General features: G+C 70.0%; 20 protein-coding genes. 10 read left to right on the forward strand and 10 right to left on the reverse strand.

Translation table 11 applies throughout. The features are described from left to right. Positions 1-114 precede the first annotated feature (114 nt). Entirely contained in the window at positions 115-1,047 is a 933-nt protein-coding gene (locus WBA97_RS34040; protein ID WP_424235101.1) for a TrmH family RNA methyltransferase, read from the reverse strand. 151 nt (positions 1,048-1,198) lie between these two features. Between WBA97_RS34040 and WBA97_RS34045 the strand changes: the two genes are divergently transcribed. The 4 genes from WBA97_RS34045 (at position 1,199) to WBA97_RS34060 (ending at position 7,692) form a co-directional block, all read left to right on the forward strand. After that, on the forward strand, positions 1,199-1,909 hold the full coding sequence (locus WBA97_RS34045) for a class I SAM-dependent methyltransferase (protein ID WP_424235102.1): 711 nt from the start codon (positions 1,199-1,201) through the stop codon (positions 1,907-1,909). Positions 1,910-1,989: 80 nt separating this feature from the next. Next, on the forward strand, positions 1,990-3,024 hold the full coding sequence (locus tag WBA97_RS34050) for a ketoacyl-ACP synthase III family protein (protein WP_424235103.1): 1,035 nt from the start codon (positions 1,990-1,992) through the stop codon (positions 3,022-3,024). 40 nt (positions 3,025-3,064) lie between these two features. Then, positions 3,065-6,865 (forward strand): type I polyketide synthase, encoded by a 3,801-nt coding sequence (locus WBA97_RS34055; RefSeq protein ID WP_424235104.1) that lies wholly within the window; start codon positions 3,065-3,067, stop codon positions 6,863-6,865. Between the two features lie 266 nt (positions 6,866-7,131). Then, the gene (locus WBA97_RS34060; protein WP_424235105.1) at positions 7,132-7,692 is read left to right on the forward strand and encodes an HD domain-containing protein; all 561 of its coding nucleotides are present in this window, start codon (positions 7,132-7,134) and stop codon (positions 7,690-7,692) included. A 70-nt stretch (positions 7,693-7,762) separates the two neighbouring features. Here the strand turns inward: WBA97_RS34060 and WBA97_RS34065 are convergent, their stop codons facing one another. From WBA97_RS34065 to WBA97_RS34100, 8 genes are all read right to left on the reverse strand, one after another. Beyond that, positions 7,763-8,593, reverse strand: coding sequence for an ABC transporter permease (locus WBA97_RS34065; RefSeq protein ID WP_424235106.1), 831 nt, complete (start codon positions 8,591-8,593; stop codon positions 7,763-7,765). Next, positions 8,590-9,588: an ATP-binding cassette domain-containing protein gene (locus WBA97_RS34070; protein ID WP_424235107.1), complete on the reverse strand. Its 999-nt coding sequence runs from the start codon at positions 9,586-9,588 to the stop codon at positions 8,590-8,592. Before WBA97_RS34070 ends, WBA97_RS34065 begins: the two co-directional genes overlap by 4 nt. A gap of 82 nt (positions 9,589-9,670) precedes the next feature. Beyond that, positions 9,671-10,927 carry a class I SAM-dependent methyltransferase gene (locus WBA97_RS34075; protein WP_424235108.1) on the reverse strand — a complete coding sequence of 419 codons (1,257 nt, stop codon included), beginning with the start codon at positions 10,925-10,927 and terminating at the stop codon, positions 9,671-9,673. A 13-nt stretch (positions 10,928-10,940) separates the two neighbouring features. Continuing rightward, a complete protein-coding gene (locus tag WBA97_RS34080) occupies positions 10,941-11,930 on the reverse strand; it encodes an aldo/keto reductase (RefSeq protein ID WP_424235109.1) in 990 nt (329 codons plus the stop codon). After that, positions 11,927-12,658 carry a class I SAM-dependent methyltransferase gene (locus tag WBA97_RS34085; RefSeq protein WP_424235110.1) on the reverse strand — a complete coding sequence of 244 codons (732 nt, stop codon included), beginning with the start codon at positions 12,656-12,658 and terminating at the stop codon, positions 11,927-11,929. The genes WBA97_RS34080 and WBA97_RS34085 overlap by 4 nt, the downstream gene beginning before the upstream one ends. 64 nt (positions 12,659-12,722) lie before the next feature. Further along, complete coding sequence (locus WBA97_RS34090) at positions 12,723-13,994, reverse strand: nucleotide disphospho-sugar-binding domain-containing protein (protein WP_424235111.1); 1,272 nt, start codon at positions 13,992-13,994, stop codon at positions 12,723-12,725. A 27-nt stretch (positions 13,995-14,021) separates the two neighbouring features. Continuing rightward, positions 14,022-15,050: an NAD-dependent epimerase/dehydratase family protein gene (locus WBA97_RS34095; protein WP_424235112.1), complete on the reverse strand. Its 1,029-nt coding sequence runs from the start codon at positions 15,048-15,050 to the stop codon at positions 14,022-14,024. 37 nt (positions 15,051-15,087) lie between these two features. Next, entirely contained in the window at positions 15,088-16,152 is a 1,065-nt protein-coding gene (locus WBA97_RS34100; protein ID WP_424235113.1) for a glucose-1-phosphate thymidylyltransferase, read from the reverse strand. Positions 16,153-16,435: 283 nt separating this feature from the next. Here WBA97_RS34100 and WBA97_RS34105 point away from each other — a divergent pair, with 283 nt between their 5' ends. The 5 genes from WBA97_RS34105 to WBA97_RS34125 all read left to right on the forward strand — a co-directional run bounded on the left by WBA97_RS34105 (position 16,436) and on the right by WBA97_RS34125 (position 21,298). Beyond that, on the forward strand, positions 16,436-17,101 hold the full coding sequence (locus tag WBA97_RS34105; RefSeq protein WP_424235114.1) for a phytanoyl-CoA dioxygenase family protein: 666 nt from the start codon (positions 16,436-16,438) through the stop codon (positions 17,099-17,101). Between the two features lie 89 nt (positions 17,102-17,190). Next, positions 17,191-17,994, forward strand: a complete 804-nt coding sequence (locus tag WBA97_RS34110) for a class I SAM-dependent methyltransferase (RefSeq protein WP_424235115.1) — start codon at positions 17,191-17,193, stop codon at positions 17,992-17,994. A gap of 24 nt (positions 17,995-18,018) precedes the next feature. Further along, entirely contained in the window at positions 18,019-19,020 is a 1,002-nt protein-coding gene (locus tag WBA97_RS34115) for an NAD-dependent epimerase/dehydratase family protein (protein ID WP_424235116.1), read from the forward strand. A 55-nt stretch (positions 19,021-19,075) separates the two neighbouring features. Further along, positions 19,076-20,272 (forward strand): class I SAM-dependent methyltransferase, encoded by a 1,197-nt coding sequence (locus tag WBA97_RS34120; RefSeq protein WP_424235117.1) that lies wholly within the window; start codon positions 19,076-19,078, stop codon positions 20,270-20,272. Between the two features lie 6 nt (positions 20,273-20,278). Then, positions 20,279-21,298: a glycosyltransferase gene (locus tag WBA97_RS34125; protein ID WP_424235118.1), complete on the forward strand. Its 1,020-nt coding sequence runs from the start codon at positions 20,279-20,281 to the stop codon at positions 21,296-21,298. 65 nt (positions 21,299-21,363) lie between these two features. Here the strand turns inward: WBA97_RS34125 and WBA97_RS34130 are convergent, their stop codons facing one another. Beyond that, on the reverse strand, positions 21,364-21,771 hold the full coding sequence (locus WBA97_RS34130; protein WP_424235119.1) for a cupin domain-containing protein: 408 nt from the start codon (positions 21,769-21,771) through the stop codon (positions 21,364-21,366). A 281-nt stretch (positions 21,772-22,052) separates the two neighbouring features. Here WBA97_RS34130 and WBA97_RS34135 point away from each other — a divergent pair, with 281 nt between their 5' ends. Next, complete coding sequence (locus WBA97_RS34135) at positions 22,053-22,925, forward strand: hypothetical protein (RefSeq protein WP_424235120.1); 873 nt, start codon at positions 22,053-22,055, stop codon at positions 22,923-22,925. Positions 22,926-22,953: the final 28 nt, after the last annotated feature.

Genomic DNA, 22,953 nt, shown 5'->3' on the forward strand with positions numbered 1-22,953 from the left:
CCTCCCAACCAGAGCCTCCACCCTCCGGTTATATCCCGAACAGCCCGGTAACGCTCCACTCCACACAAAAGACTAGCGATCCCACCAACACCCCTGGCCGACTCGGCACAGAGGTCAGCTCACGGTCCCGATCCCCCGCTGGCGAGCGATCTCGTACAACGTGATGGACCCCGCCACCGCGGCGTTCAGCGAACTCGCCGACCCAACCATGGGAATCCGGACCACCGCGTCGCAGTTCTCCGCCCAGAAAGCGCTCATCCCCACGCTCTCGTTGCCGACCAGGAGAGCGGTCGGCGTGCGGAAGTCGTGGTCCCAGAGGTCGGTGGTGGCGTCCTCACTGGTCCCGACCAGCACGACGGACTCGATGGTGCGCAACCATTCGACGACCGAGGCGGGTGTCTCGGCGCGGACGACCGGCACGGCGAACATCGAGCCGCGACTCGCCCGGACCGTCTTCGGGTCGTAGAGGTCGGCGGCCCGGCCCGCCATGACCACGCCGTCGGCACCCAGCGCGTCGGCCGAACGCAGGAGCGAGCCGACGTTGCCGGGACTGCCGGGGCGGTCCAGCACCACGACCACCCCGTTCTGGCGCACCCGGATCCGCGTGAGGTCGTCGGGCGGGATGGCCACGACCGCGATCAGCTCGGCGGTGTCCTCGTCCTTCTCGCCGAGTTCGTGCAGCAGTTCGGGGCTGAGGCGAACCACCTCGTCGGCAACTCCCCCGCCGACCAGGTCACGAGCCCACTGCGACTTCAGGTTCCCCGCGTGCAGCAGCGTCCGGATCCGCCAGTGGTGCGCGATCGCCTCGCTGATCGGCCGCACCCCCTGCACCAGGAACTCACCCCGTCGATGCCTGGTGTTCCGGTTGGTGAGCAGCGCCTCCCACTGCTGGAACCGGGCGTTGCGGCGCTCCACCCGGGACTCACCGCCACGGGCGTCGGTCCCGGTCCGCGCTGACGCGTCGGTCGATGGCCGCTGCTGGCGCGCTGGCTTGCGGTGATCGCGGGTTCCTCGACGGTCCCTCGGATCACGCCTGACGTTGGACATGGCTCATCTCTCTTGGGAACGGGACCGGCAGGTGCCCCAAGGCTAACAACGTCGGCCGGACGTGCCCATCGGAGGTGGGCGGGCGGTGCGATCGGCAAGTATGAGAAAACTGCTAGTTCCCGCGTGCCGTGCGGTCGTTAGGCTCATTCACGTGGAGCGCGAAGACATCCGACGCAGAGTCAAAGAACTCGAGCCCTGGGTCAACGAATTCTCGTTCGAAGGTGATCGATACGCGAACGGATCAAGAGTCGACTACGTACTGAGTCAGCATTCGGACGCCCGCGCCCGCGATTTCTTCGCGGCGTTTCCCGATGCGCGGCGAATTCTCGAGATCGGCGCGCTGGAGGGTGCGGACACACTGGCGTTGTCCAGGTATCCGGGAGTCTCGATCCTGGCGCTGGAGGGCAGGGAGTCCAACCTGCGCCGCGCGGAGTTCGTGCTCGAGCTGCACGGTGTGGACAACGCCGAGGTCCGATCCGCGGATATCGAGGCGATCGACGTCGCCGAACTCGGCACGTTCGACGCCGTGCTGTGCGCGGGACTGCTGTACCACGTGCGTGAGCCGTGGACAGTGCTGCGGGACATCGCGCGGGTTGCCGGCGGGCTGTTCCTGTCGACGCACTACTGGGGTTCGTCGGAACTGCTCGAGAACGTCGACGGCTACTCGGTAAAGCCGGTCCGCGAGGACCACCCCGAGCCGCAGGCACGCGGGCTGGCCGTCGACGTGCGTTGGCTGGACCGGCCCTCGCTCATGATGGCACTCGCCGACGCCGGGTTCGACGAGGTCGAGGTGCTGCGCGAGCGGACCTCGGACGAGGTGTGCGACCTGGTGGCGGTCTGCCGTCGCGGGACACGTCGGTGACCCGGTCACCCGGTCATCTCCCTGGTGGCGACGCCCTCCGGGCAGCGGCACATCGACATCGGTGATGAGGAGGCGGCCCCGTGCGTACTCCGGACATGTTCATCGGCGCCATCGGCACGTTCCTCCCACCACTCGTGAGTGTCGAATGGGCGGTCGAGCGCGGTCTCTACCCGGCCGAGGACGTCGAGGCACACGAACTCGGCGGCACCGCGATCGCTGGTGACCTGCCGGCCCCCGAGATGGCGCTGCGGGCCGCGCAGCAGGCGGTCACCCGCTGGGGCGGGTCCCCGACGGAGTTCGACCTGCTGCTGTACGCCAGCACCTGGCACCAGGGTCCCGACGGCTGGCCGCCGCAGTCCTACCTGCAGCGGCACCTGGTGGGCGGCGACCTGCTCGCGCTGGAGATCCGGCAGGGCTGCAACGGGCTGTTCAGCGCGATGGAACTCGCCTCGAGTCACCTGGCCGCCGTCCAGGAACGGGGCAGCGCCCTGCTCGTCGCCGCGGACAACTACGGCACGCCGCTGATCGACCGCTGGCGGATGGGTCCCGGCTTCATCGGCGGGGACGCCGCCTCGGCGGTGGTGCTGACCAAGAAACCGGGATTCGCCCGGCTGCGCTCGGTGTGCTCCCGCACGATGACGGCCGCCGAGTCACTGCACCGCGGCGCGGAGCCGCTGTTCCCGCCGAGCATCACCCTCGGCCGCCCCACCGACTTCAGCGCCCGCATCGGGCAGCAGTTCGCCACCCGCAGCCCGGCATCCCTTGCGATGGCCGAGGTCGGGGAACAGACCACGAAACTGGTCGACCAGGCGCTGGCCGAGGCCGGCATCGGGATCGGCGACATCACCCGGGTCTCGTTCATGAACTACTCCCGGGAAGTGGTCGAGCAGCGGGTGATGGCCTCGTGGGGGCTGCCCATGTCGCGCTCGACGTGGGACTACGGCCGCACCCTCGGGCACTGCGGCGCCAGCGACACCATCCTGTCGTTCGACCACCTGGTCCGCACCGGGGAACTCGGGCCGGGCGACCACATCCTGATGCTCGGCACCGCGCCCGGCGTCGTCCTGTCCTGTGTGGTCGTCGAGGTTCTCGAATCGCCGTCCTGGGTGCGGTGACCGGCCGGTCCGACGGAGACCGACAACCAGAAGGATTCTCGTGGAAGCAAAGGCAGTGCAACCGCCGTCGCAGCCCGGCGAGACGGTCGCCGTGATCGGCATCGGCTGCCGTTTCCCCGGCGTCGTCAACTCGCCGGAGGAGTTCTGGGACCTGCTCGCCGATGGCCGCGAGACGACCGGCACGGTGCCCCCGCGGCGCTGGGCGGGTTACCGCGACTTCGGCCCCGGCTTCGACGCCGCGCTGCGCCGGGCCCCGGTGGCCGGCAGCTTCCTCGGCGACATCGACGGCTTCGACGCGGAGTTCTTCGGGATCTCCCCCCGCGAGGCGGAGCTGATGGACCCGCAGCAGCGGATCCTGCTCGAGGTGGCGTGGCAGGCACTGGAGCACGCGGGTGTCTCGCCCCAGGACCTCGCGGGCACCGACACCGGCGTGTTCGCGGGCGTCTGCACCTACGACTACGGCGCGCGGCAACTGGAGGACCTGCCCACCATCGACGCGTACACCGGCATCGGCGCGGCCACCTGCGCGGTGTCCAACCGGGTCTCCCACGCGCTCGACCTGCGCGGGCCGAGCATGACCGTGGACACCGCGTGCTCCGCGTCCCTGGTGGCGCTGCACCTTGCCGCGCAGTCGCTGCGCCTCGGGGAGAGCACGCTCGCGCTGGCGGGCGGGGTCAACCTGGTCGTCTCGCCGGGGCAGTCGCTGACGCTGAACGCGGCCGGGGCGCTCGCCCCCGACGGGCGCAGCAAGTCCTTCGACGCCACCGCGGACGGCTACGGCCGGGGCGAGGGCTGCGGGATCGTGGTCCTGAAGCTGCTGGCCGACGCCGAGCGCGACGGCGACCGGGTCCTCGCGGTCCTGCGTGGCAGCGCGGTCCGCCAGGACGGCAGGACCAACGGGATCATGGCGCCGTGCGGGCAGGCGCAGGAACACGTCATGAAGGCGGCGCTGCGGGCGGCGGGCATCGAGCCGGGCACCGTCGGATACATCGAGGCGCACGGCACTGGCACGCCGGTCGGCGATCCGATGGAGGCCACTGCGACCGGCGCGGTGTACGGGCGGCCCGGCGAACCACTGCTGATCGGGTCGGTGAAGTCCAACATCGGCCACCTCGAGGGCGCCGCCGGCGTCGCCGGGGTCATCAAGGCGGTGCTGGCCCTCGACCGCGCCGAGATCCCCGCCAGCCTGCTGGCCACGAAGGTCAACCCGGACATCGACTGGCAGGGGCTGGGGCTGCGCGTGGTCACCGGGCACACGCCGTGGCCAAGGGACGAGCACCCGAGGCGCGCGGGCGTCTCCGGGTTCGGCTACGGCGGCACCGTCGCCCACGTGCTGCTGGAAGAGCCACCCGCCCGGCGCGCCGGGACGGCCACCGACGAGCCATCGGCACGCACCGAGACGCTGTACCCGGTGTCCACGCAGTCCCCTTCGACGCTGCGGGACCGGGCACTTGCCCTGGCCGAGCACGTCGAGCGCGGCGCCGACCTGGCCGACGTCGGGCACACCCTGGCGCTGCGCCGCGCCCACCTCGCGCACCGCGCGGTGGTCGTGGCGCAGGACCGCGAGGGCCTGGCGAACGGCCTGCGCGCGCTGGCCGAGAACCGGCCGGCCGACGGCGTGGTCACCGGCTCCCCGGTACCGGGCGGTGGCGTGGTGTGGGTGTTCTCCGGGCACGGGTCGCAGTGGGCTGGCATGGGCGCGGAGTTGCTCGACACCGAGCCCGCGTTCACCGAGGCGATCGACGCCCTTGCGCCGGTGTTCGCCGAGGAGATCGGGTTCACGCCACGGCAGGCGCTGGTCGACGGCACGTTCACCGACGTAGACCGCGTCCAGGCGATGATCTTCGCCATGCAGCTGGGGCTCGCCGCGCTGTGGCGCGCCAACGGCGTCACCCCGAGCGCGGTGATCGGCCACTCGGTCGGCGAGATCGCCGCCGCGGTGACCGCGGGCGTGCTCACCGAGTCCGACGGCGCACGGCTGATCTGCCGGCGCTCCCTGCTGCTGCGCCGGGTCGCGGGCCGCGGCGCGATGGCCATGGTCACCCTCCCCTTCGCCGAGGTGGCCGACCGCCTGGCGGACCGTACCGACGTGGTCGCCGCGATCGCCTCCTCCCCGGTGTCCACTGTGGTCTCCGGTGACCGGGACGCGGTCGCCGCGCTGGTCGCCGAGTGGTCGGCGAGCGGCGCCGGGGTCCGTGCGGTCGCCTCCGACGTGGCCTTCCACAGCCCGCACATGGACGAGCTGCTCGACGACCTCGGCGGTGCCGCGGCCGAACTGCGCCCACGCCCGCCACGGGTTCCCGTCTACAGCACCGCTCTCCCCGACCCGCGCGCACCGATGACGGGCGACGGCGACTACTGGCGGGCGAACCTGCGCAGGCCGGTGCGCCTCGCCGCCGCCGTCGCGGCCGCGGTCGAGGACGGCCACCACGCGTTCCTGGAGGTCTCGCCACACCCGGTGGTCGGGCACTCCGTGCACGAGACGCTGGCCGAGCTTGGCGTCGACGACGGGTTCGTCGGCGCGACCCTGCGACGCGACCGCCCCCAGGCACGCACGTTCCGCACCGCGCTGGGGGCCGCGCACTGCGCAGGCATCGGCGTGGACTGGCCGGGGTTGCACCCGGCCGGTGATCTCGCCACGCTGCCGGTGTATCCGTGGCGGCACCGGGGGCACTGGCACTCCGGTGGCGCCCGGCCCGGCGGGCGGGGGCACGACGTCGCGGCGTGCACGCTGCTCGGCGCCGGTGAGCGCGTGGCCGGCCGCGACATGCGGGTGTGGCGCACCGTCCTCGACGACGACAGCAGGCCCTACCCCGGCAGCCACGCCCTCAACGGCGTCGAGATCGTGCCGGCCGCGGTGCTCGTGCTGAGCTTCCTCGACGCCGCCGCCCGCGATGGCGTCCCGCCGGTACTGACCGGCATCGCCATGCGGCATCCGCTGATGACCGCCCACCGCCTGGAGGTCCAGGTGGTGCGGGACGGGACCGACCTGCGGCTCGGGTCCCGCACCCCCGGCGACGACGAGACGGCGGACCCCGCCTGGCTCGTCAACGCGGAGGCCTCGGTCGCCGACGACGGTCCCGCCGGATCGCTCGTGGACGCGGACGAGTACCGGCTGGAACCCGCCGATCCGGGGCTGGTGCACCGGCGGCTGGCCGAGGTCGGCGTCCCGTCGACGGGGTTCCCGTGGACGATCACCGAACTGCGGTCCGGCGACGGGGTGCTCCGGGCCAGGGTGCGCTGCGACGGCGCGGACACCTGGGCGCCGCTGCTGGACGCGGTGATGTCCATCGCGCCCGCCGTGTTCGTCGGCCTGCCCGTGCTGCGCATGGTGGTGCACATCGACGCGATGCTGGTCGCGGAAGGCCCGCCGCCGGAGACGGCGCTGGTCGAGGTCGCACTGGATCTCGACCGCGCCGACACGGTCGACGCCGTGGTCGCCACCGAGGCCGGCCTGGTGCTGGCGACGCTTTCCGGCCTGCGCTACCCGGTCATCGACGCGCCGGTGTCCTCCGTCGACGAGGAGGTGGAGTCGGCCGGGGCGGCGGTGTCGTTCGACGGGTTGTCCGGCGAGGGGCTGCGTGCGCTGGTGCTGGACGAGGTGAGCAGCCAGATCGCCGCGGAGATGCGGTTGGAGGTTGGCGACCTGCACCCGCGGCGGCCGCTCGCCGAGCAGGGGCTGGACTCGGTCATGACGGTGGTGATCCGCAAGCGGCTAGAGAAGCGGATCGGGCTTGGCCTGTCCGCCAACGTGTTCTGGCAGCAGCCATCCGTGAACGCGATCGCCGATCACGTGGTGGGTCTGATCTCGGCAACCACCACCGAGGCCGCTCACGGCTGAGTGCGGACCCCGGCGCCTGTCGTCGTTGCGGGTCACTAGTCGTGCTCCTGGGTACCGGTGAGGTACCGGAGCCGAGAGAGCGAGTCCCGTGTCCAGGACTTCTCTGTGATCGTTTTGCCTGCTCAGCAGCGGTCTCCCCGGTGTCCGAACTGACGCTACGATCAGGTGGCACGTGGCAGTGTTCGCGCTCCAGCGGGATCGTGTCCGGGTCGTACTGAAGCTCGCGAGGCGATCCGCAGGCTGACACAGGGAGGGAGGAAACCGACGTGCCGGATCAGGCCGCCGAGCTTGCCGCCTTTGGCTTCGAACTTGGGGTGCTCAAACGCATCCGGCGCGCCGGGTGGTGGCACGCCGGTGTGCGCGATCCCGAGTCGGTCGCCGAGCACAGCATGAGGGTTGCCCAGTTGGCCGCGATCATCGCGGCCGAGGAAGGCGCGGACCCGGTCCGTGCCTCGTTCCTGGCGCTGTGGCACGACACGCAGGAGACCCGAACGGGAGACTTGCCGCACACGGTTGCCGGATACCTGACCAAGCCCGAGCCGCGTCAGATCACGGCCGACCAGACGGCTCACCTGCCGGATCAGTCGCGCGACGTGATCCGCGCGGCGGTCGACGAGTACGAGTCACAGCAGTCCGCCGAAGCGTTGTGCGCCAAGGATGCCGACAAGCTGGAGATGCTCTTGCAAGCGGTCGAGTACCGGGACGTCGGCGTCAGCCGAGTCGACGGATGGATCGACTCCGCTCGCAAGAGCATCAGGACCGCGACGGGCCGGAAGGTCGCCGATGCGGCGCTGACGCTTTCACCGCTCGCGTGGCGAGACCGCTGACGCCAGCTAGCAAGGGTCCAGCGGGACGTCCTTGGTGGACCCGCACGTTGGCGCGCGGGTCCACTTCAGACTAGCCGTCGAGGTTGCGGTAGCGGCGGATCGCCAGTGGCGCGAAGATCAGCATGATCAGCACGGGCCACACGAAGGCCAGCAGCAGCGAGTGCTGCGCCGCCCAGGAGTCGCCGACGACGCCGGGATTGCCGAACAGCTGCCGGGCGGCCGCCACCGTCGAGGAGATCGGGTTCCACTCGGCGATCGTGCCGAGCCAGTCGGGCATCTGGGTTGGTGAGACGAAGGTGTTGGCCATCATCGTCAGCGGTAGCAGCGGGACGTAACCGGCGGCCACCGCCTCCATCGGCAGGATCAGGCCGAGGAGGATGCCCACCCACACCAGGGCGAACCGGAACAGCAGCAGCAGGCCCACCGCGGCGAGGGCCGAGCCGACGCCGAGATGGAAGCGCCAGCCGACCAGCAGTGCGCACACGAGGAGGATCGCCAGTTCCAGGATCGAGGTGACCAGGTCGGCGAGGCAACGGCCGACGGCCACCCCCGCCTGCGACATCGGCATCGTGCGGAACCGGTCGGTCACCCCCTTCGCGGCGGAGCTGCTGGTGACCATCGTCGTGGTGATGAGGCCGAACATCATGGTCTGGCCGAACAGGCCGGGCATCAGGAACTCGCGGTAGGCGCCGCCGCCCGCCACGACCATGGCGCTGCCGAAGACGAACCCGAACACCACCGTCATGATCGGGAACATCAGGCAGTGCACGATCAGCCCGGGGTTGCGCACCCAGTTGACCAGGTTCGCGCGGCCGACGACCCAGCCGTCCTCCAGCGCCCACCTCAGCCGGTCCACCGGGTGCACCGGCCTGAGTGGCACCGTGATCATCGCCGTGGTCATGCCACCCTCCCATTCCCTGTCGCCGCGTGCCCGGTCAACCGGAGGAAGACGTCGTCGAGACTCGGTTTGCGCACGGCGACGTCCTCGATGTCGATGCCGTGGTCGTGCAGCCAGCGCATGACGTCGTGCAGGGCGCTGACCCGATCGCGCACCGGCACGGTGATCCGGCGGGCGTCGGTGTCGACCTCCGGCTCGGCGTCGACGATGCGTGCGATGGCCGCCGCGGTCTCCGCCACCGCGCCGCCGTCGAGCAGGACCACGTCGATCCGGTCGCCGCCGATCATCGACTTGAGCCGTTCCGGCGTGCCCTCGGCGATCACCCTGCCAGCCTCGATCACGGTGATCTGGCCTGCGAGCCGGTCGGCCTCCTCCAGGTACTGGGTGGTGAGCAGCACGGTGGTGCCCTGCTCGGCCATCGAGTGGACCACCTGCCAGACCTCGTTGCGACCGCGCGGGTCAAGGCCGGTGGTCGGTTCGTCCAGGAACAGCACCTGCGGGCGCAGGAAGAAACCGACCGCGAGGTCGAGCCTGCGCCGCATGCCGCCGGAGTAGAACTTGACCAGCTTCCCGCCGGCCTCGGCCAGCCCGAACTGCTCCAGCAGCTCGCCGGCTCGACGGCGGGCGGTCTTCGCGCCGATGTGGTACAGCCTGCCCCACATCTCCAGGTTCTCCTGGCCGCTGAGGATGTCGTCGACGGCCGTCCGCTGGCCGGTCACCCCGATACGGCGGCGCACCTCGTCCGTATCCTTCGCCACGTCGAACCCGGCGATCATCGCGGTGCCCGAGTCCGGGCGCAACAGCGTGCTCAGAATCCGCACGGCGGTGGTCTTCCCGGCGCCGTTCGGGCCGAGCAGGCCGCACACGGTGCCCTCCTGCACCACCAGGTCGACGCCGTCCAGCGCGGCGGTGTCACCGAAGTTCTTGCGCAGTCCGGAAATGGCGATGGCGGCCCCGGCTCGCGCGGCGGCAACCGCCTCCTCGGCACCGGCGCTCATGCCCGGTGACCTTTGTTTGACAGCACGTTCACTCACGACGTTCCTTGTTCCTTCACGGGTCGGGTTGGCGGGTGGACAGCGGTCACGACGATCTCTTCCGCACGACCTCCACCGTCGGCAGCGGGAAGATCAGCTCACAGCCCGCGTCGAGCGTCGCCGCCTCCCTTGCGAGGATCTCCGTGCGGAAGTGCCATGGGAGGACCAGGTAGTAGTCGGGTTTGCGCGCCCGCGAGTCCGCCTCGCTGATGATCTCGATGTCCGTGCCGAGCGTGCGTGCCCCGACCTTGTCGGGGTTGCGCTCGGCCGCGTACGGGATGACCGTCCGGTCGATGCCGCAGTACTGCAGAAGCGTGTTCCCCTTGGTCGACGCGCCGTACACGTGCACGGTGCTGTCCTGCTCGCGGAGCTTGCGCAGCAGCGCGGTGACCTCGTCGCGGTGCGTGCGCACCTGCTCGGCGAACCGGTCGTAGATCGCGTCCTGGTCCAGCCCCAGCGCGCGCTCCCGCTCGAGCACCTCGGCCACGGAGCTGTCCGCGGCGCTGCCCGCGCGGGCGACATGGCAGCAGATCGACCCGCCGTACATGTCGTTGAGCTCGGCGTGCACGACCTCGAGGCCCGCTGCCTCGAGCACCCGCTTCAGGCTGCTCAACGAGTAGAAGCCCAGGTGTTCGTGACAGATGCAGTCGTAGGCGGTCGACTCCAGCATCGTCGGCAGGTACGCGACCTCGAGCGTCCAGACACCGCCCGGCGCCAGCAGTCGCTCCACCTCGCGGGCGAAGGCGACCGGGTCCTCGACGTCGTAGAACATCGCGATCGAGGTGATGATGTCGAACTTCCCGGCCTGGTCGGCGAGTTCGTCGCTGGGGAAGAAGTCCCGGATGAGGGTGAAGTCGTCCGGTGCGTCGTCGGCCGCGTTCGACGGGTCGATGCCCCAGCGCTCGGCGTCGCGGAAGTTGTCGAGCAACGTGCCGTCGTTGCAGCCGATGTCGAGTACGCGCTTCGGCCGTCCGCCGCGCACCCGCGACGAGGACTCGGTGATGGCACGCAGGTGTGTGCGCATGGTGTCGTTGATCCGGGAGCGATACCAGTACGTGTCGTAGAGGATTTCGCCGGGCACCGTGTGCCGCAGCTGCACCAGACCGCATCCCTCGCCGGTGCAGCGGGTCAGCTCCAGCGGCAGCCGCACCTTCGGCGGGTCGGACACGCCCGGTTTGACGAAGCTGCCCTGCAGGTACTGGGCGCCGAGATCCAGGACGGTGCGCAGTGGGGCCGAACAGACACGGCAGGTCGTTCTCTCCTGGACCTCGGGTGGCGTGTTCCCGGCCGTCGTCGTGGACATGTCACGTCCTTCCTCAGGATGCATCGGCGGTGGTCTTCCTCCTGCTCGGTGGCTCGGACTCGGCGAGCACCGGCGGCGCGGCCGCGACGATCCGGTCGAGCTCGGCGAGGTCGGCCTCGCTGAGCCGGACCTCCAGTGCCGGCACGCTGTCCTCGATGTGCTCGGGGACCTGGGCGCCGACGACGGGCACGATCCCGGCCGGGTGGTGCAGCACCCAGGCGAGCGCGAGCTGCGCGACGCTGATGCCGAGGTCCGCGGCGAAGGCCTTGAGGCGGTCAACGACCGCCAGAACGGCGGCGAAGCGCTCCCCCTGGAAGACGGGCGAGTAGGCGCGCCAGTCGTCCTGGGGGAAGGTGTGGCCCGGCCGCAGTGCGCCCGTCAGTAGCCCGTGGGCCAGTGCCGACCAGCCCATGACCCTGGTCCCCGCCGCCTGGCAGTGCGGCAGGACATCGCGCTCGACCTCGCGGGCCAGCAGGTTGAACGGGACCTGCGCGACCGACGCCGAACCGAACTCGCTCATCTGCGCGGCCGAGAAGTTGGACACGCCGGTGTGCCGGACGAGTCCTTCCGCCACGAAGCCCGCGAGCACTCCCGCGGTCTCGGCGAGCGGGATCGTCGGATCCGGATAGTGCAGGAGGTAGAGGTCGACGTGGTCCGTCCGCAGCGAGCGGAGGCTGGACACGAGGCTGGCGCGGAGGAACTCCGGGTCACTGTTGCGGACCACGGTGTCCCTCCGCGCCTGCAGGCCGCCCTTGGTGGCGATGACCAGCTCCGAGCGGTGGGTGCGCAGCAGGTCGCCGAGCCCTCTGGCGAGCCCGGCCTCTGCGGCGCCGTTGCCGTAGGCGCGTGCGGTGTCGAAGAAGTTCACCCCGAGGTCGAACGCCCTGCGCACCGCGCGCACCCCGGGCTCGGTCTGTCCGCCCCACAGGCCGCTGAGTGCCCAGGTGCCCAGGCACAGCCTGGAGACCGGGCGGTCCTGCGCACCGAGCGGCCAGCCGCTCATGCCGAGGGGTCCTCGTCGCGGCGCAGGATCAGGAAACAGACCCCGTCCTCGTCGACGAACTCGTCGAGCAACGGGGTCAGCCCGGCCTCGACCGCGATCTTGGCGATCACGTCGACGCCGTGCCAGGCCAGGAAACCCTTGAACTCGAACGGGTTCGCGTCCTTATAGCGGGACGCGTAGAAGTGGAAGAAGCCGCGGGTCGATGCCCCGAGGTCGAGGAAGTTGACCGCGAAGTGGCCGCCGGCACGCAGGATCCTGGCGATCTGCCGGAAGTAGAGGTAGAACTCGAAGACGTTGAGGTGGATGAAGACGTTGAGGGAGTACCCGGCGTCGAAGCTCGCCGACGGGAGTGCCGCAAGGAAGTCGTTCTCGATGTGGTGGTAGTCGACGTTGTCGTGTGCCCGGCAGGTGTGTTCCGCCTTGGACAGGAAGGACTGGCTCACGTCGGTGCACAGCAGCCGCCGCACCCGGGGTGCGATGACGTCGGCCATGATCCCTTCGCCGCTGCCGATCTCGAAGACCTCCGAGTCCGGGTTCAGCCGCAGTCGTCCCGCGATCCAGTCCGCCCGGTCCACGCGGTCGCGCAGGTACTCGTCGCGGGGCTGGACACCGGCGAGCGCCATCTGCATCTCGGCCGCGGAGTTCCATTCCCACACCGCGTTGAGCTCGCCCATCTTCCGCATCAGCGGCTTCGCCGCAGTGGTCGGCGTCCCTTGCGTGTTGTTCATACGACCTCGCTCATGGTGTCCTGACGGTGTGACTGGCCGGGGTGCCCCGACCGGGCGATGACGGTCAACGGCCGGCCACCAGTCCGGCGACGTCGTCGGCGGTGAGCTCGCCGGTGCGGGCCAGGGTGGTGAGCAGGTCCGCGACCTGCGCGGCGGTCGGCGCGGCGGCCACGGACTTGCTCAGCTCCATCGCGCGACGCCGGTACTGGTGGCCGAACAGCATCTCGGTGATGGCCTTGTCGATCGCCTCGTCGGTGACCGTGAGGCCGGGCAGGGTCCTGGTCGCCCCCTGCGGGTCGAGCCGCCTGCCGTAGATCTGCCCGTCGTGGTTCAGTGCGAGGGAGAGCTGCGGGATGCCCATCGCGATGCCGTTCATCAGGCAGTTGGCGCTGCCGTGGTGGATGAGCAGGTCGCAGCCGGGCAGGATCAGCTCCAGCGGGCAGTTGCGCAGTACCCGGACGTTCGGCGGCAGCGAGTCCAGACCGTCCACTTCCGACACCGCGGCGGTGAGCACCACCTCCGTGGCGTGCTGGGCGGCGGACTCGACGGCGTGGCGCAGCGCGGGCAGCCGCTCGCCGAACACCCCGGTCGCGGAGTTGCCCCACACCACGCAGACGCGCCTGCCCTTGATCGGCCCGAGCAACCACGGGTCGACGTCCTGGGCGCCGTTGTAGGGCTGGTACCTGATGGGGATGCGCAGCGCGTCACCCATCGGAGGAACGGCGACGTCCGGCGACGGGTCGACCACGTACTTGATCTTGTGACGGGTCCAGCTCACCCCGTACTTCGCGAAGCAGGTCAACGGGTCGCTGGCCACCAGGTCGAGGCCCGGCTCGGTCTCCACGGTGCCGATGAAGCCTGGCGAGTAGAACACCGCCGGCACCTCGTTCAGCTCCGCGACCAGCGCGCCCTCGGACGCCATGATGTCGTGCACCACGAGGTCGGGGCGCCACGCGGCGGCGAAGTCGACGGCGTTGTCGTAGCTGCGCTGGACCGCGTCGATGGTGTTCTTCCAGAAGTCGCGAAGCGTGCCGGTGTCGAAGTCACGCACGGAGCTCAGCGCGTCACCGGTGAACGGGTGCAGCGGCAGCGGCATCTCGCCGCTCTGCGGCGGGGTGTTGAGCGCCTGGACGTAGTAGGCCAGCCTGGCGCTCTCCATCATGTCCGCCGAGTCGAGCACCGACACCGGCATCAGCCCGGCGGACATCACCCCCTGCACCTGCTGGGGCGGGCAGGCGACCCGGACCTCGTGTCCAGCCGCACGCAATGCCCAGGCCAGCGGGACCATGCACATGTAGTGCCCGGCCCAGTTGGACACCGTGAACAGAATCCGCATCGGATCTCCCTTGAGGCGAAAGAGGATTCAGCGCCGGACCGGGGCGAGTCGTTTCTCCACGTGCCGCGCCCACTCCGGGATGTGGGCACCACCGATCTCGATGTCGAACGAGGCCTTCAGCTCCGTGGGACCGGCCTGCGCCGCCCACTTCGCGGTCCTGTCGATGCCGACCGACAGCGGTGTGTCGACCCAGTCGCCGAAGACCGACCGCGCCTCGTCGGTGGCGGTGTAGACCACCTTCACCTCGTCCCGCGCGGGCAGGTGGGCGATGGGGTGCTCCGGCACCCCGGCCGCCGCGCGCACCGCTTCCGCCAGTTCCAGCACGGTGTTGGTGGTCGCGGAGCCGACGTTGAACGCCCGGCCCCATGCCGCCTCGTTCTCCGGGGCCTGGCACACCACGTCCACGACGTCCTTGACGTAGCTGAACGCCCGGACCTGGCCGCCGTCCCCGTAGACCGAGATGGGCTCGCCGCGCATGATCTGGTTGAAGAAGATGGCCACCGCGTTGCGGTACGGGTCCTGCATGTTCTGCCATTCGCCGTACACGTTGTGCATCCGGAACGCGGTGAACGGCATGTGCTGCAGGCGCATGGTCACCTCGAGCTCACGCTCCACCGCGAGCTTGGCGTTGCCGTAGCTGTCGGACGGCACGGGGATCGACGACTCGCGCATGGGCGTCTCGCCGTGCCCGTAGACCGCCACCGACGACGCGAAGCAGAAGAACGACACCCCGGTGCGCAGCGCGGCGTTGATCAGGTTGACGCTGCCCATCAGGTTCGTGTCGTAGTTCAGCTGCTTGACCGAGTGGCTGATCACCTCCGCCGCGAACGCGGCGAAGTGGAAGACCCGGTCGAACCGGTGCTCGGCGAACAGCGACTCGACCAGCGCGCCATCGGTGACCGAGCCGACGACCAGTTCGGCGCCGTCGGGCACGCGGCTGGCCGCTCCTCCGCTGAGGTCGTCGAGAACCACGACCGTATGCCCGTCCGCGACAAGCCGTTCGGCCAGGTGCGATCCGATGAAACCCGCTCCACCGGTCACCAGACAGTGCGTCATCCAAGCTCCTTCTCAGTGCTGCACAGGGGAATGGCGCTCAGCCCACTTGGACTGTGCTGTGGTCGCCGAGGACAAGCCGGTGGAACCTCGGGGTGTCTGCTGCGGTGACCCGGGTGTCCCTGCCGATCAGCGAGTGGTCGATGCGGACGACGCCCTCGATCTGGGCGCCGGGCAGCATGATCGAACGCTCGATCTCGCTGTCGATCACCGTGCAGCCCGCTCCGACCGAGGTGTACGGCCCCAGGCGGGAGTTCCGGACGACCGCTCCGGGGCCGAGGCTGACCGGGCCGATGATCTGGGAGCCGGTGACCACCGCGCCGGGCGCCACGATCACCGCGCCGGACAGGTCACTCGCCGCGTCGACCTCACCCGCCACCGAGGTGCTGATGCTGTCGAGCACGAACTGGTTCAGCTCGAGGATGTCGCCGACGGTGCCGGTGTCGCGCCAGTACTCCGAGGTCACGGTCGCCCCGACGGGTTGCCCGTCCGCGATCAGGCGCGCGATGGCGTCGGTGATCTCCAGCTCGCCGCGCCATGACGGCGTGAGCCGCGCGATCGCCCCGTGCACGGCCTGGCTGAAGACGTAGACACCGATCACGGCCAGGTCGCTCCTGGGCTCACGGGGCTTCTCGACCACGCCGACGATGTGGCCGTCCCCATCCAGCTCCGCGACCCCGAACGCCCGGGGGTCGGGCACCTTGGTGAGCATGACCTGTGCCGAGGGGCGGTCCGTGCGGAACCGTTCGATGAGCTCGCCGATACCACCGAAGAGGAAGTTGTCGCCCAGGTACATGAGGAAGTCGTCGGCGCCGAGGTAGTCCCGCGCGATGCCGACCGCGTGGGCCAGCCCGCGCGGCTCGTGCTGGTGCAGGTAGGTCACCGCGAGCCCGAACGCCGAGCCGTCACCAACCTCGGCCCGGATGGCGGGCGCGCTCGCGCCACCGATCACGATGCCGACCTCGCGGATACCCGCGTCCCGGACCGACTCCAGGCCGTAGAACAGCACCGGCTTGTTGGCGATGGGAAGAAGCTGTTTCGGCGAGGTGTGCGTGAGGGGCCGTAGACGTGAGCCGACTCCGCCCGCCAGCACGAGGGCCTTCACGGGCAGTTCCCGGGCAGACCCGGGTAGACCGGCTGGTTCACGACCGACTCCAATGGTGTCGATGACTGAGCTCTCAGCGACACTACCGAGAATGCTTTCGTGATTTCCCTAACGAACAGCGGCGAGCACCGCCCGCCTGTGGTGAAAACACTAGTTCATTATCGCGGGTGGCTCGATAAGGTCGAATCCTGTGGACCACTCGCGCCCACACATTCCGCATTCTTTTATTGATGAGTCCGTCTCCGCGCGTGCCGGTGAACGAACCGAAAGGACAGGCGTCGCCATGACCCCAGTGGTACGGGAGCCCGCCACGCGGATCGACCGTTTCCGCACGGACGGCTTCGTCCGGGTCGGACCGGTGCTCGACGAGGACGTGGTGCGCAGGCTCAAAGAGGGCGCCACGAGATTGATCTCCCGTTTCGGCGAGGAGGACCGGGTCTCCGAAGACTACTGGCACTTCGACGTCGACGGGGCCGCGCCGGTGCTGTACCGGATCCACAACCTCGAGAAGCAGGACTGGCCGGAGGCCGAGTTGCTGCACCGGCCGGAACTCGCCCGGCTCGCCGCCGAGTTCGTCGGCGAACCGGTCGTGCCGACGGCGTTCGCCCTCGTGCTCAAGGAACCCCTGCGCGCGGCCGGCGTGCCGTGGCACCGCGACCGCCCCCACCTCCCGCCGCACCTCGTGTGCAACATCAGCATCTGCCTTGACGAGGCGGGCCCGGCGAACGGGTGCCTTGAGGCGGTGCCCGGCTCCCACCTGCTGCCCGTCGACGCGGACGTCGATGCCGTGCGGGACGCGGGTCCGCGAGTACCGGTGCCCTCCGAGGAGGGGGATCTCGTGGTGCACGACGTCCGGCTCGTGCACGGGTCCGGGCCGAACCCGAGCGACCGGTGGCGAAGGACCATCGTCATCGAGTTCGCCGATCCCGCCGTGTCACTCGAGCCCTGACGTCGAGGCGCCCCGTTCACCGCAGAGGAAGAAAGGCCGGACCGCATGAAGTCGAGTGCCACACGACCGGACGAGGAGCGCTGCCAGTGGTGAGCCTGCTGGGTTGGATGGGCATGGTGTCCGGGAGCGGGCGGGCCGCGACCGCGCCACCGCCCCTCGACGAGGTCATGGCAGAGCGCTTCCGCGAGCGAACGGACCCGCGCCGGGGAGACTGGGCCTACGCCCACTTCGTGGACCTCCGCGACGCGCTCGCCGAGGCGCTGCACGACGCGTCCGGCGTCTGGCTCGACTATGGAGCGGGCACGTCGCCGTACCGGGAGCTGTTCACGACCGCCGAACTGCAGACGGCCGACATCCCCGGCGGTGAGTCCTACCCCGCCGATCACGCGCTCGACCGCGACGGCCGCTGCCCGGTGCCAGACGGCACGTTCGACGGCGTGCTGTCCACACAGGTCCTCGAGCACGTCACCGACGCGGACGCCTACCTGCGCGAGGCGTACCGGCTGGTGCGGCCCGGCGGGCGGCTGGTGTTGTCCACCCACGGCGTGTGGGAGGAACACGGCGGCCAGGACCTGTGGCGCTGGACGGCCGACGGCCTCGCCCTCCAGGCCGAGCGGGCCGGGTTCGACGTCGACCGGACGGTGAAGCTGACCTGCGGTCCGCGCGGGCTGCTGCTCCTGCTCCGCTGGTACGGGCGCGATCACGGCTGGCCGGGCGGTGGCCTGATCGGACTGGTGCTGCGGGCGCTGTGGCTGGTGGACCGGCTCCTGCCCCCGGCGATGGACACCTACCTCGACCGCGCGTTCCGCGATCTCGGCCACACCACGAGGCCGGACGTGCCGTTCTACCTGGACATCCTGCTCGTCGCCAGGAAACCCGGGTCGCCCCGATGACTACTCCGCAACGAAGGGATCACTATGCCAAGGAGCCGGTCGGTCCGGCGAGCCGTGGTCACCGGAGGCGGGGGTTTTCTCGGCTCGCACCTCTGTGAGCAACTGCTCGCCCAGTCCGTCGAAGTCATCTGCATGGACAACTTCCTGACGGGGTTGCCGGACAACATCCACCACCTCATGGACCATCCCGGCTTCTCCCTGGTGCGGTGCGATGTCAGCGACTTCGTGCACGTCACGGGCCCGGTCGACCTGGTGCTGCACTTCGCGTCGCCCGCCTCTCCCGTCGACTACCTCCGGATGCCGATCGAGACCATGCGGGTCGGCAGCCTCGGCACGTTCAACACGCTCAACCTGGCGAGGGACAAGGTGGCCAGGTACGTCCTCGCCTCGACCTCTGAGGTCTACGGCGACCCGCTGGAACACCCGCAGCGCGAGGACTACTGGGGCAACGTGAACCCGGTGGGCCCGCGCGGGGTCTACGACGAGGCCAAGCGGTTCAGCGAGGCGCTGACCACCGCGTACCGGACGAGCAGGGCCACCGACACCGGCATCGTCCGGCTCTTCAACACCTACGGCCCCCGGATGCGGGCGGACGACGGCCGGGCCATCCCGACCTTCATCCGCCAGGCGCTCGAGGGGTCGCCGATCACCGTCGCAGGGGACGGCAGTCAGACCCGGTCGATCTGCTACATCGACGACACGGTGCGCGGCATCCTCGACTTCGCCTTCAGCGACCACGCGGGCCCGGTCAACATCGGCAACCCGGACGAGACCAGCATGCTGCGGCTGGCGGAACGGATCCGCGACATCACCGGGTCCGGCTCACCCATCGAGTTCGTCGACCTGCCCGTCGACGACCCGAAGGTCCGCAGGCCCGACACCGCGCTCGCCGAGAAGCTGCTCGGCTGGCAGCCTGCGATCGACGCCGAGCAGGGCCTGCGGACCACCGTCGCCTGGTTCGCCAGGCGAGAGCGGGACGCCGAGGGCGCCGGGGCGGTCACCGGGGACTCGCGCATCCCCGGCTGACGGCAGTCACCGGCTCCCCCGCGAGCCGACCACCAACCGGGAGTTGCGGACCTTCATGAACGACCAGCCACAGACGACACTCATCCAGCGCCTTCTGTCCACAGTGGACACGATGGACGCCTGCGCCCGGCTCGCGCGGGAGGACCCGGAGTCGGTCGTCGCCGTGACCATCGCCGAGGTGGCCGGTCGCGCGGCCCTGTACCCGGGACCCTGCTCGCCGGTGACCGTCCAGTTCGACGTGGACGTGCCGGGCGCGGGGCGGATCGGGTACCTGCTGACCGTCGGCCCAGACGGACAGCAGGCGCGTCCCGGCCGGGTCGACGACCCGTGGGTGTGCGTCAGGACCGACCTGCCCGCACTGGTCCGTGACGTGTTCGGGCCCGCGAGCCCGCGCACGGGGGCCGACCGCGAGGTGGTGATGAAGGACGAGCCGGGGCCCGCCGAGTACCGCCCCGACGACCCGTGGCTGGTCCAGCGCGACGAGGCGACCAGGGCGGCGTACCAGGTCCTGCGGGCGTGCGGGCCGTACCAGGGGGACCTGACCACGCTGGCCATGCACTTCGGCTCGGACAAGTGGGGCGGGCACTGGTACACCCCCCACTACGAACGGCATCTCGGCAGGTACCGCGACCAGCCGGTGACCGTGCTGGAGATCGGCATCGGCGGCTACCACGACCCGGCCGCCGGTGGCGCCTCGCTGCGCATGTGGAAGCACTACTTCCACCGCGGCATGGTGTACGGGCTCGACGTGTACGACAAGTCGCCGCTGGACGAGCCTCGGCTCACCACGATCCGGGGAGACCAGGCCGATCCGGCGTTCCTCGCCGACCTCGCGGCGCGGTACGGCCCGTTCGACATCGTGATCGACGACGGCAGCCATGTCAGCAGCCATGTCATCACCGCGTTCACCGCACTCTTCCCGCACGTGCGCCCCGGCGGCACGTACGTGGTCGAGGACCTGCACACCTCGTACTGGCCCGAGTGGGGTGGCAACGGAACCGACCTGGCGGACCCGACGACATCGGTCGGTTTCCTGAAGACGCTCGCCGACGGGTTGCACCACCGCGACCGAGGCCACGCCGGCTCCCCCGGCCCGTCCTACACGGACCAGAATGTCACCGGTATCCACCTGTACCACAATCTCGCGCTGGTCGAGAAGGGCCTCAACGCCGAGCAGGCGAACGCCGCGTGGCGGCCGAGGTACGACCCGATGCGTGACATGCCGGCACCACAACGGGTTAATGGAGAGTGAAGACAGATGCGCGTCGCACTGGTGACCATGGCACTGCGGGTGCCGACCGACCCGAGCCAGTGGATCACCGTACCGCCGCAGGGTTACGCCGGGATCCACTGGATCGTGGCCAACCACATGGACGGCCTGCTGGCGCTCGGCCACGAGGTGTTCGTGCTCGGCGCGCCGGGCACCACGCCTGCCTCGCCCTCGGTCACCGTGGTGGACGCCGGTGAGATCGAGGACATGCACGCCTGGCTGAACGGGCCTGGCGCGTCCACTGTGGACATCGTGCACGACTTCTCCTGCGGGCAGATCGATCCGGACCGGCTGCCTGCCGGGATGGCGTACGTGTCGACCCACCACCTGACCGGCAGGCCGAAGTACCCGTACAACTGCACATACGCCTCGTACGCCCAGCGCACCCAGGCCGGGAACGACTCCGCGCCGGTGGTGCGCATCTCGGTCAACGAGGCGCGCTATGAGTTCCGGGCCGACAAGGACGACTATCTCCTCTACCTGGCCCGCATCTCCGAGTTCAAGGGCGCGTACGAGGCCGCCGCCTTCGCGCACGCCGCAGGACGCCGCCTCGTGGTGGCCGGTCCCTCCTGGGAGCCGGACTACCTGGCGCGGATCGAGCGCGACTTCGGCGACGCCATCGAGCTCGTCGGCGAGGTGGGCGGCGAGCGCAGGCTCGACCTGCTCGCCGGCGCGACCGCGATCATGGTGCTGTCGCAGAGCACGATGGGGCCATGGGGTGTCGTGTGGTGCGAGCCGGGCTCGACCGTCGTGTCCGAGGCCGCCGCGTGCGGCACGCCGATCATCGGCACGCCCAACGGCTGCCTTGCGGAGATCGTGCCGCCGGTCGGGGTGGTCGTGCCGGAGGGCTCGTCGTTCACCCCAGAGCAGGCGCGTGCCGCGGTGGCCGAGCTGCCGTCACCGGGCCAGGTCCGGGCCGCGGCGCTCGAACGGTGGGACCACGTCGTCGTGGCCAAGCAGGTGGAGGCGCTGTACCACGAGGTGATCGCGGGCCGCACCTGGTCATGAACAACGTGATCGGCCCCGGCACGAGTCGTGCCGGGGCCGATCACGTTGGACGGCCGGGAAACCGCTCAGGTCTTCAGCGTGTGCGGCAGCGGTTCGACCTGCACGATCGGAGGATCGCATTCGTCCCAAGGCTTGGTCAGCATGGCGACGAAGGACAGCGGGGTGATGGAGTAGACCGCGTGCATCACGCCGATCGGGGTACGGGTGCAGATCCCCTTCGAGACGTGCACGAACTCCTCGGGACAGTTGGGATCGTCCGGGTCGTCCTTGGTGACCAGCACCCCCTGGCCGTCGACGAAGAGCAGGTACTCCACGAAATGCGGGTGGTAGTGCAGCCCGCGGACCTTGCCGGGGTCCATGTAGATCAGGTTGAACTCGAGCAGTGGATCCGGTGGCACCCAGGTGAAGATGCCACCCCGCCCGTCACGAACCGTGTCGAGATTGCAGGAAGGTTGGAACACCTCGATCTTCATGCTTTACCGTCGCCTCCCGTGTTTCGGCACCAGGTCATGGTACTTCGCGCACCACCACGACTGGCTGATTCGCGGATATATATGGCATTCCGCTAGTTCTTCGCGGCCGCACGGTTGGTGGGATCGCTAGTCTTTCGTGCGGGGTGGGGTGCCTCCGGGCGGGTTCGGGATATAACCAGTGGGTGGGGGTGCCCTGCTCCCCGAGGGCAACGAAAGGAGCCCAGCTCATCGTGGCGAACCGCTCGACACCCGACGTGGGAAGTCGTCCTTGCGACCATCCGATGGTCCTGGCGATCTGCGCCTTCCGCGTCGAGAACGTGCGCAAGCACCTGAGACACAACCTGGCGCAGCTGGCGGACGAGGTCTACTTCGTCCTGTTGGACAAGCCAACGAGCGCCGAGGCAGAGGACGTGGCCGCCGAGGTGCGCGCTGCGGGCGGGACGATGCACATTCTCGGTGCCACCAACGGACTTTCGGCGTCCAGGAACGCTGTGCTCGAACGTTGGCCTGGCCATCACGTCCTGTTCGTCGACGACGACGTGCGGCTGACGGCGGCCACGGTCACGGCGGTCCGGGACAGTTTCCGAGGCGGCGCGCACGTCGTCGGTGCGCGGCTCCGGCCGCCGCCGCTGCCTGGCGGGCCGCCCTGGTACGTCACCTCGGGTCAGTTCCACCTGATCGGCTGGCACCGCGAACGGGGCGAGGCCAGGATCTGGGGAGGCTGCATGGGCGTGGACACCGCCTACGCCCACGCGCACGGGGTGCGCTTCGACCTGAAGCTCAGCCGCACCGGCAAGAACCTCCAGTCCGGAGAGGACACCACCTTCGTCAGGCTGATGCGGGAGAGCGGCGCACAGGAGGTGTTCCTGACCGACCGCTCGGTGATCCATGACGTGGACCCGGACCGCCTGACGGCGCGTTACCTGCTGCGCAGGGCCTACTGGCAGGGGCGGTCGGAAGCCCGTCGCCGCCAGCCGGTCGCCGGGTTCCGCAAGGAGTGGAACCGCCATCGCACCGCGCCGGAGTCACGCTTCGCGCCGGTCCTGGCCTGTCTCTACGGCGGCGCCACCGCCGCGGGTGTCATCCACGAATTGCTGCTGCGCGGGCGCAGGCGGGCACGGACCGCAAAGGAGAAGGCGTCCACCTCGCGCTGAGGCGCCGGTCCGGCGCCCGCGTCCACGC

It is taken from the genome of Actinophytocola sp., from assembly GCF_049647105.1.
Lineage (GTDB): Bacteria > Actinomycetota > Actinomycetes > Mycobacteriales > Pseudonocardiaceae > Actinophytocola.

Excerpts from the sequence above, each read along its gene's own strand:
- WBA97_RS34070 (WP_424235107.1), bottom strand. The coding sequence starts at position 9,588 with ATGAGCGCCGGTGCCGAGGAGGCGGTTGCCGCCGCGCGAGCCGGGGCC.
- WBA97_RS34065 (WP_424235106.1), bottom strand. The coding sequence starts at position 8,593 with ATGACCACGGCGATGATCACGGTGCCACTCAGGCCGGTGCACCCGGTG.
- WBA97_RS34130 (WP_424235119.1), bottom strand. The coding sequence starts at position 21,771 with ATGAAGATCGAGGTGTTCCAACCTTCCTGCAATCTCGACACGGTTCGT.
- WBA97_RS34125 (WP_424235118.1), top strand. The coding sequence starts at position 20,279 with ATGCGCGTCGCACTGGTGACCATGGCACTGCGGGTGCCGACCGACCCG.
- WBA97_RS34075 (WP_424235108.1), bottom strand. The coding sequence starts at position 10,927 with ATGTCCACGACGACGGCCGGGAACACGCCACCCGAGGTCCAGGAGAGA.
- WBA97_RS34105 (WP_424235114.1), top strand. The coding sequence starts at position 16,436 with ATGACCCCAGTGGTACGGGAGCCCGCCACGCGGATCGACCGTTTCCGC.
- WBA97_RS34120 (WP_424235117.1), top strand. The coding sequence starts at position 19,076 with ATGAACGACCAGCCACAGACGACACTCATCCAGCGCCTTCTGTCCACA.
- WBA97_RS34095 (WP_424235112.1), bottom strand. The coding sequence starts at position 15,050 with ATGACGCACTGTCTGGTGACCGGTGGAGCGGGTTTCATCGGATCGCAC.
- WBA97_RS34115 (WP_424235116.1), top strand. The coding sequence starts at position 18,019 with ATGCCAAGGAGCCGGTCGGTCCGGCGAGCCGTGGTCACCGGAGGCGGG.
- WBA97_RS34085 (WP_424235110.1), bottom strand. The coding sequence starts at position 12,658 with ATGAACAACACGCAAGGGACGCCGACCACTGCGGCGAAGCCGCTGATG.
- WBA97_RS34080 (WP_424235109.1), bottom strand. The coding sequence starts at position 11,930 with ATGAGCGGCTGGCCGCTCGGTGCGCAGGACCGCCCGGTCTCCAGGCTG.
- WBA97_RS34135 (WP_424235120.1), top strand. The coding sequence starts at position 22,053 with ATGGTCCTGGCGATCTGCGCCTTCCGCGTCGAGAACGTGCGCAAGCAC.
- WBA97_RS34040 (WP_424235101.1), bottom strand. The coding sequence starts at position 1,047 with ATGTCCAACGTCAGGCGTGATCCGAGGGACCGTCGAGGAACCCGCGAT.
- WBA97_RS34090 (WP_424235111.1), bottom strand. The coding sequence starts at position 13,994 with ATGCGGATTCTGTTCACGGTGTCCAACTGGGCCGGGCACTACATGTGC.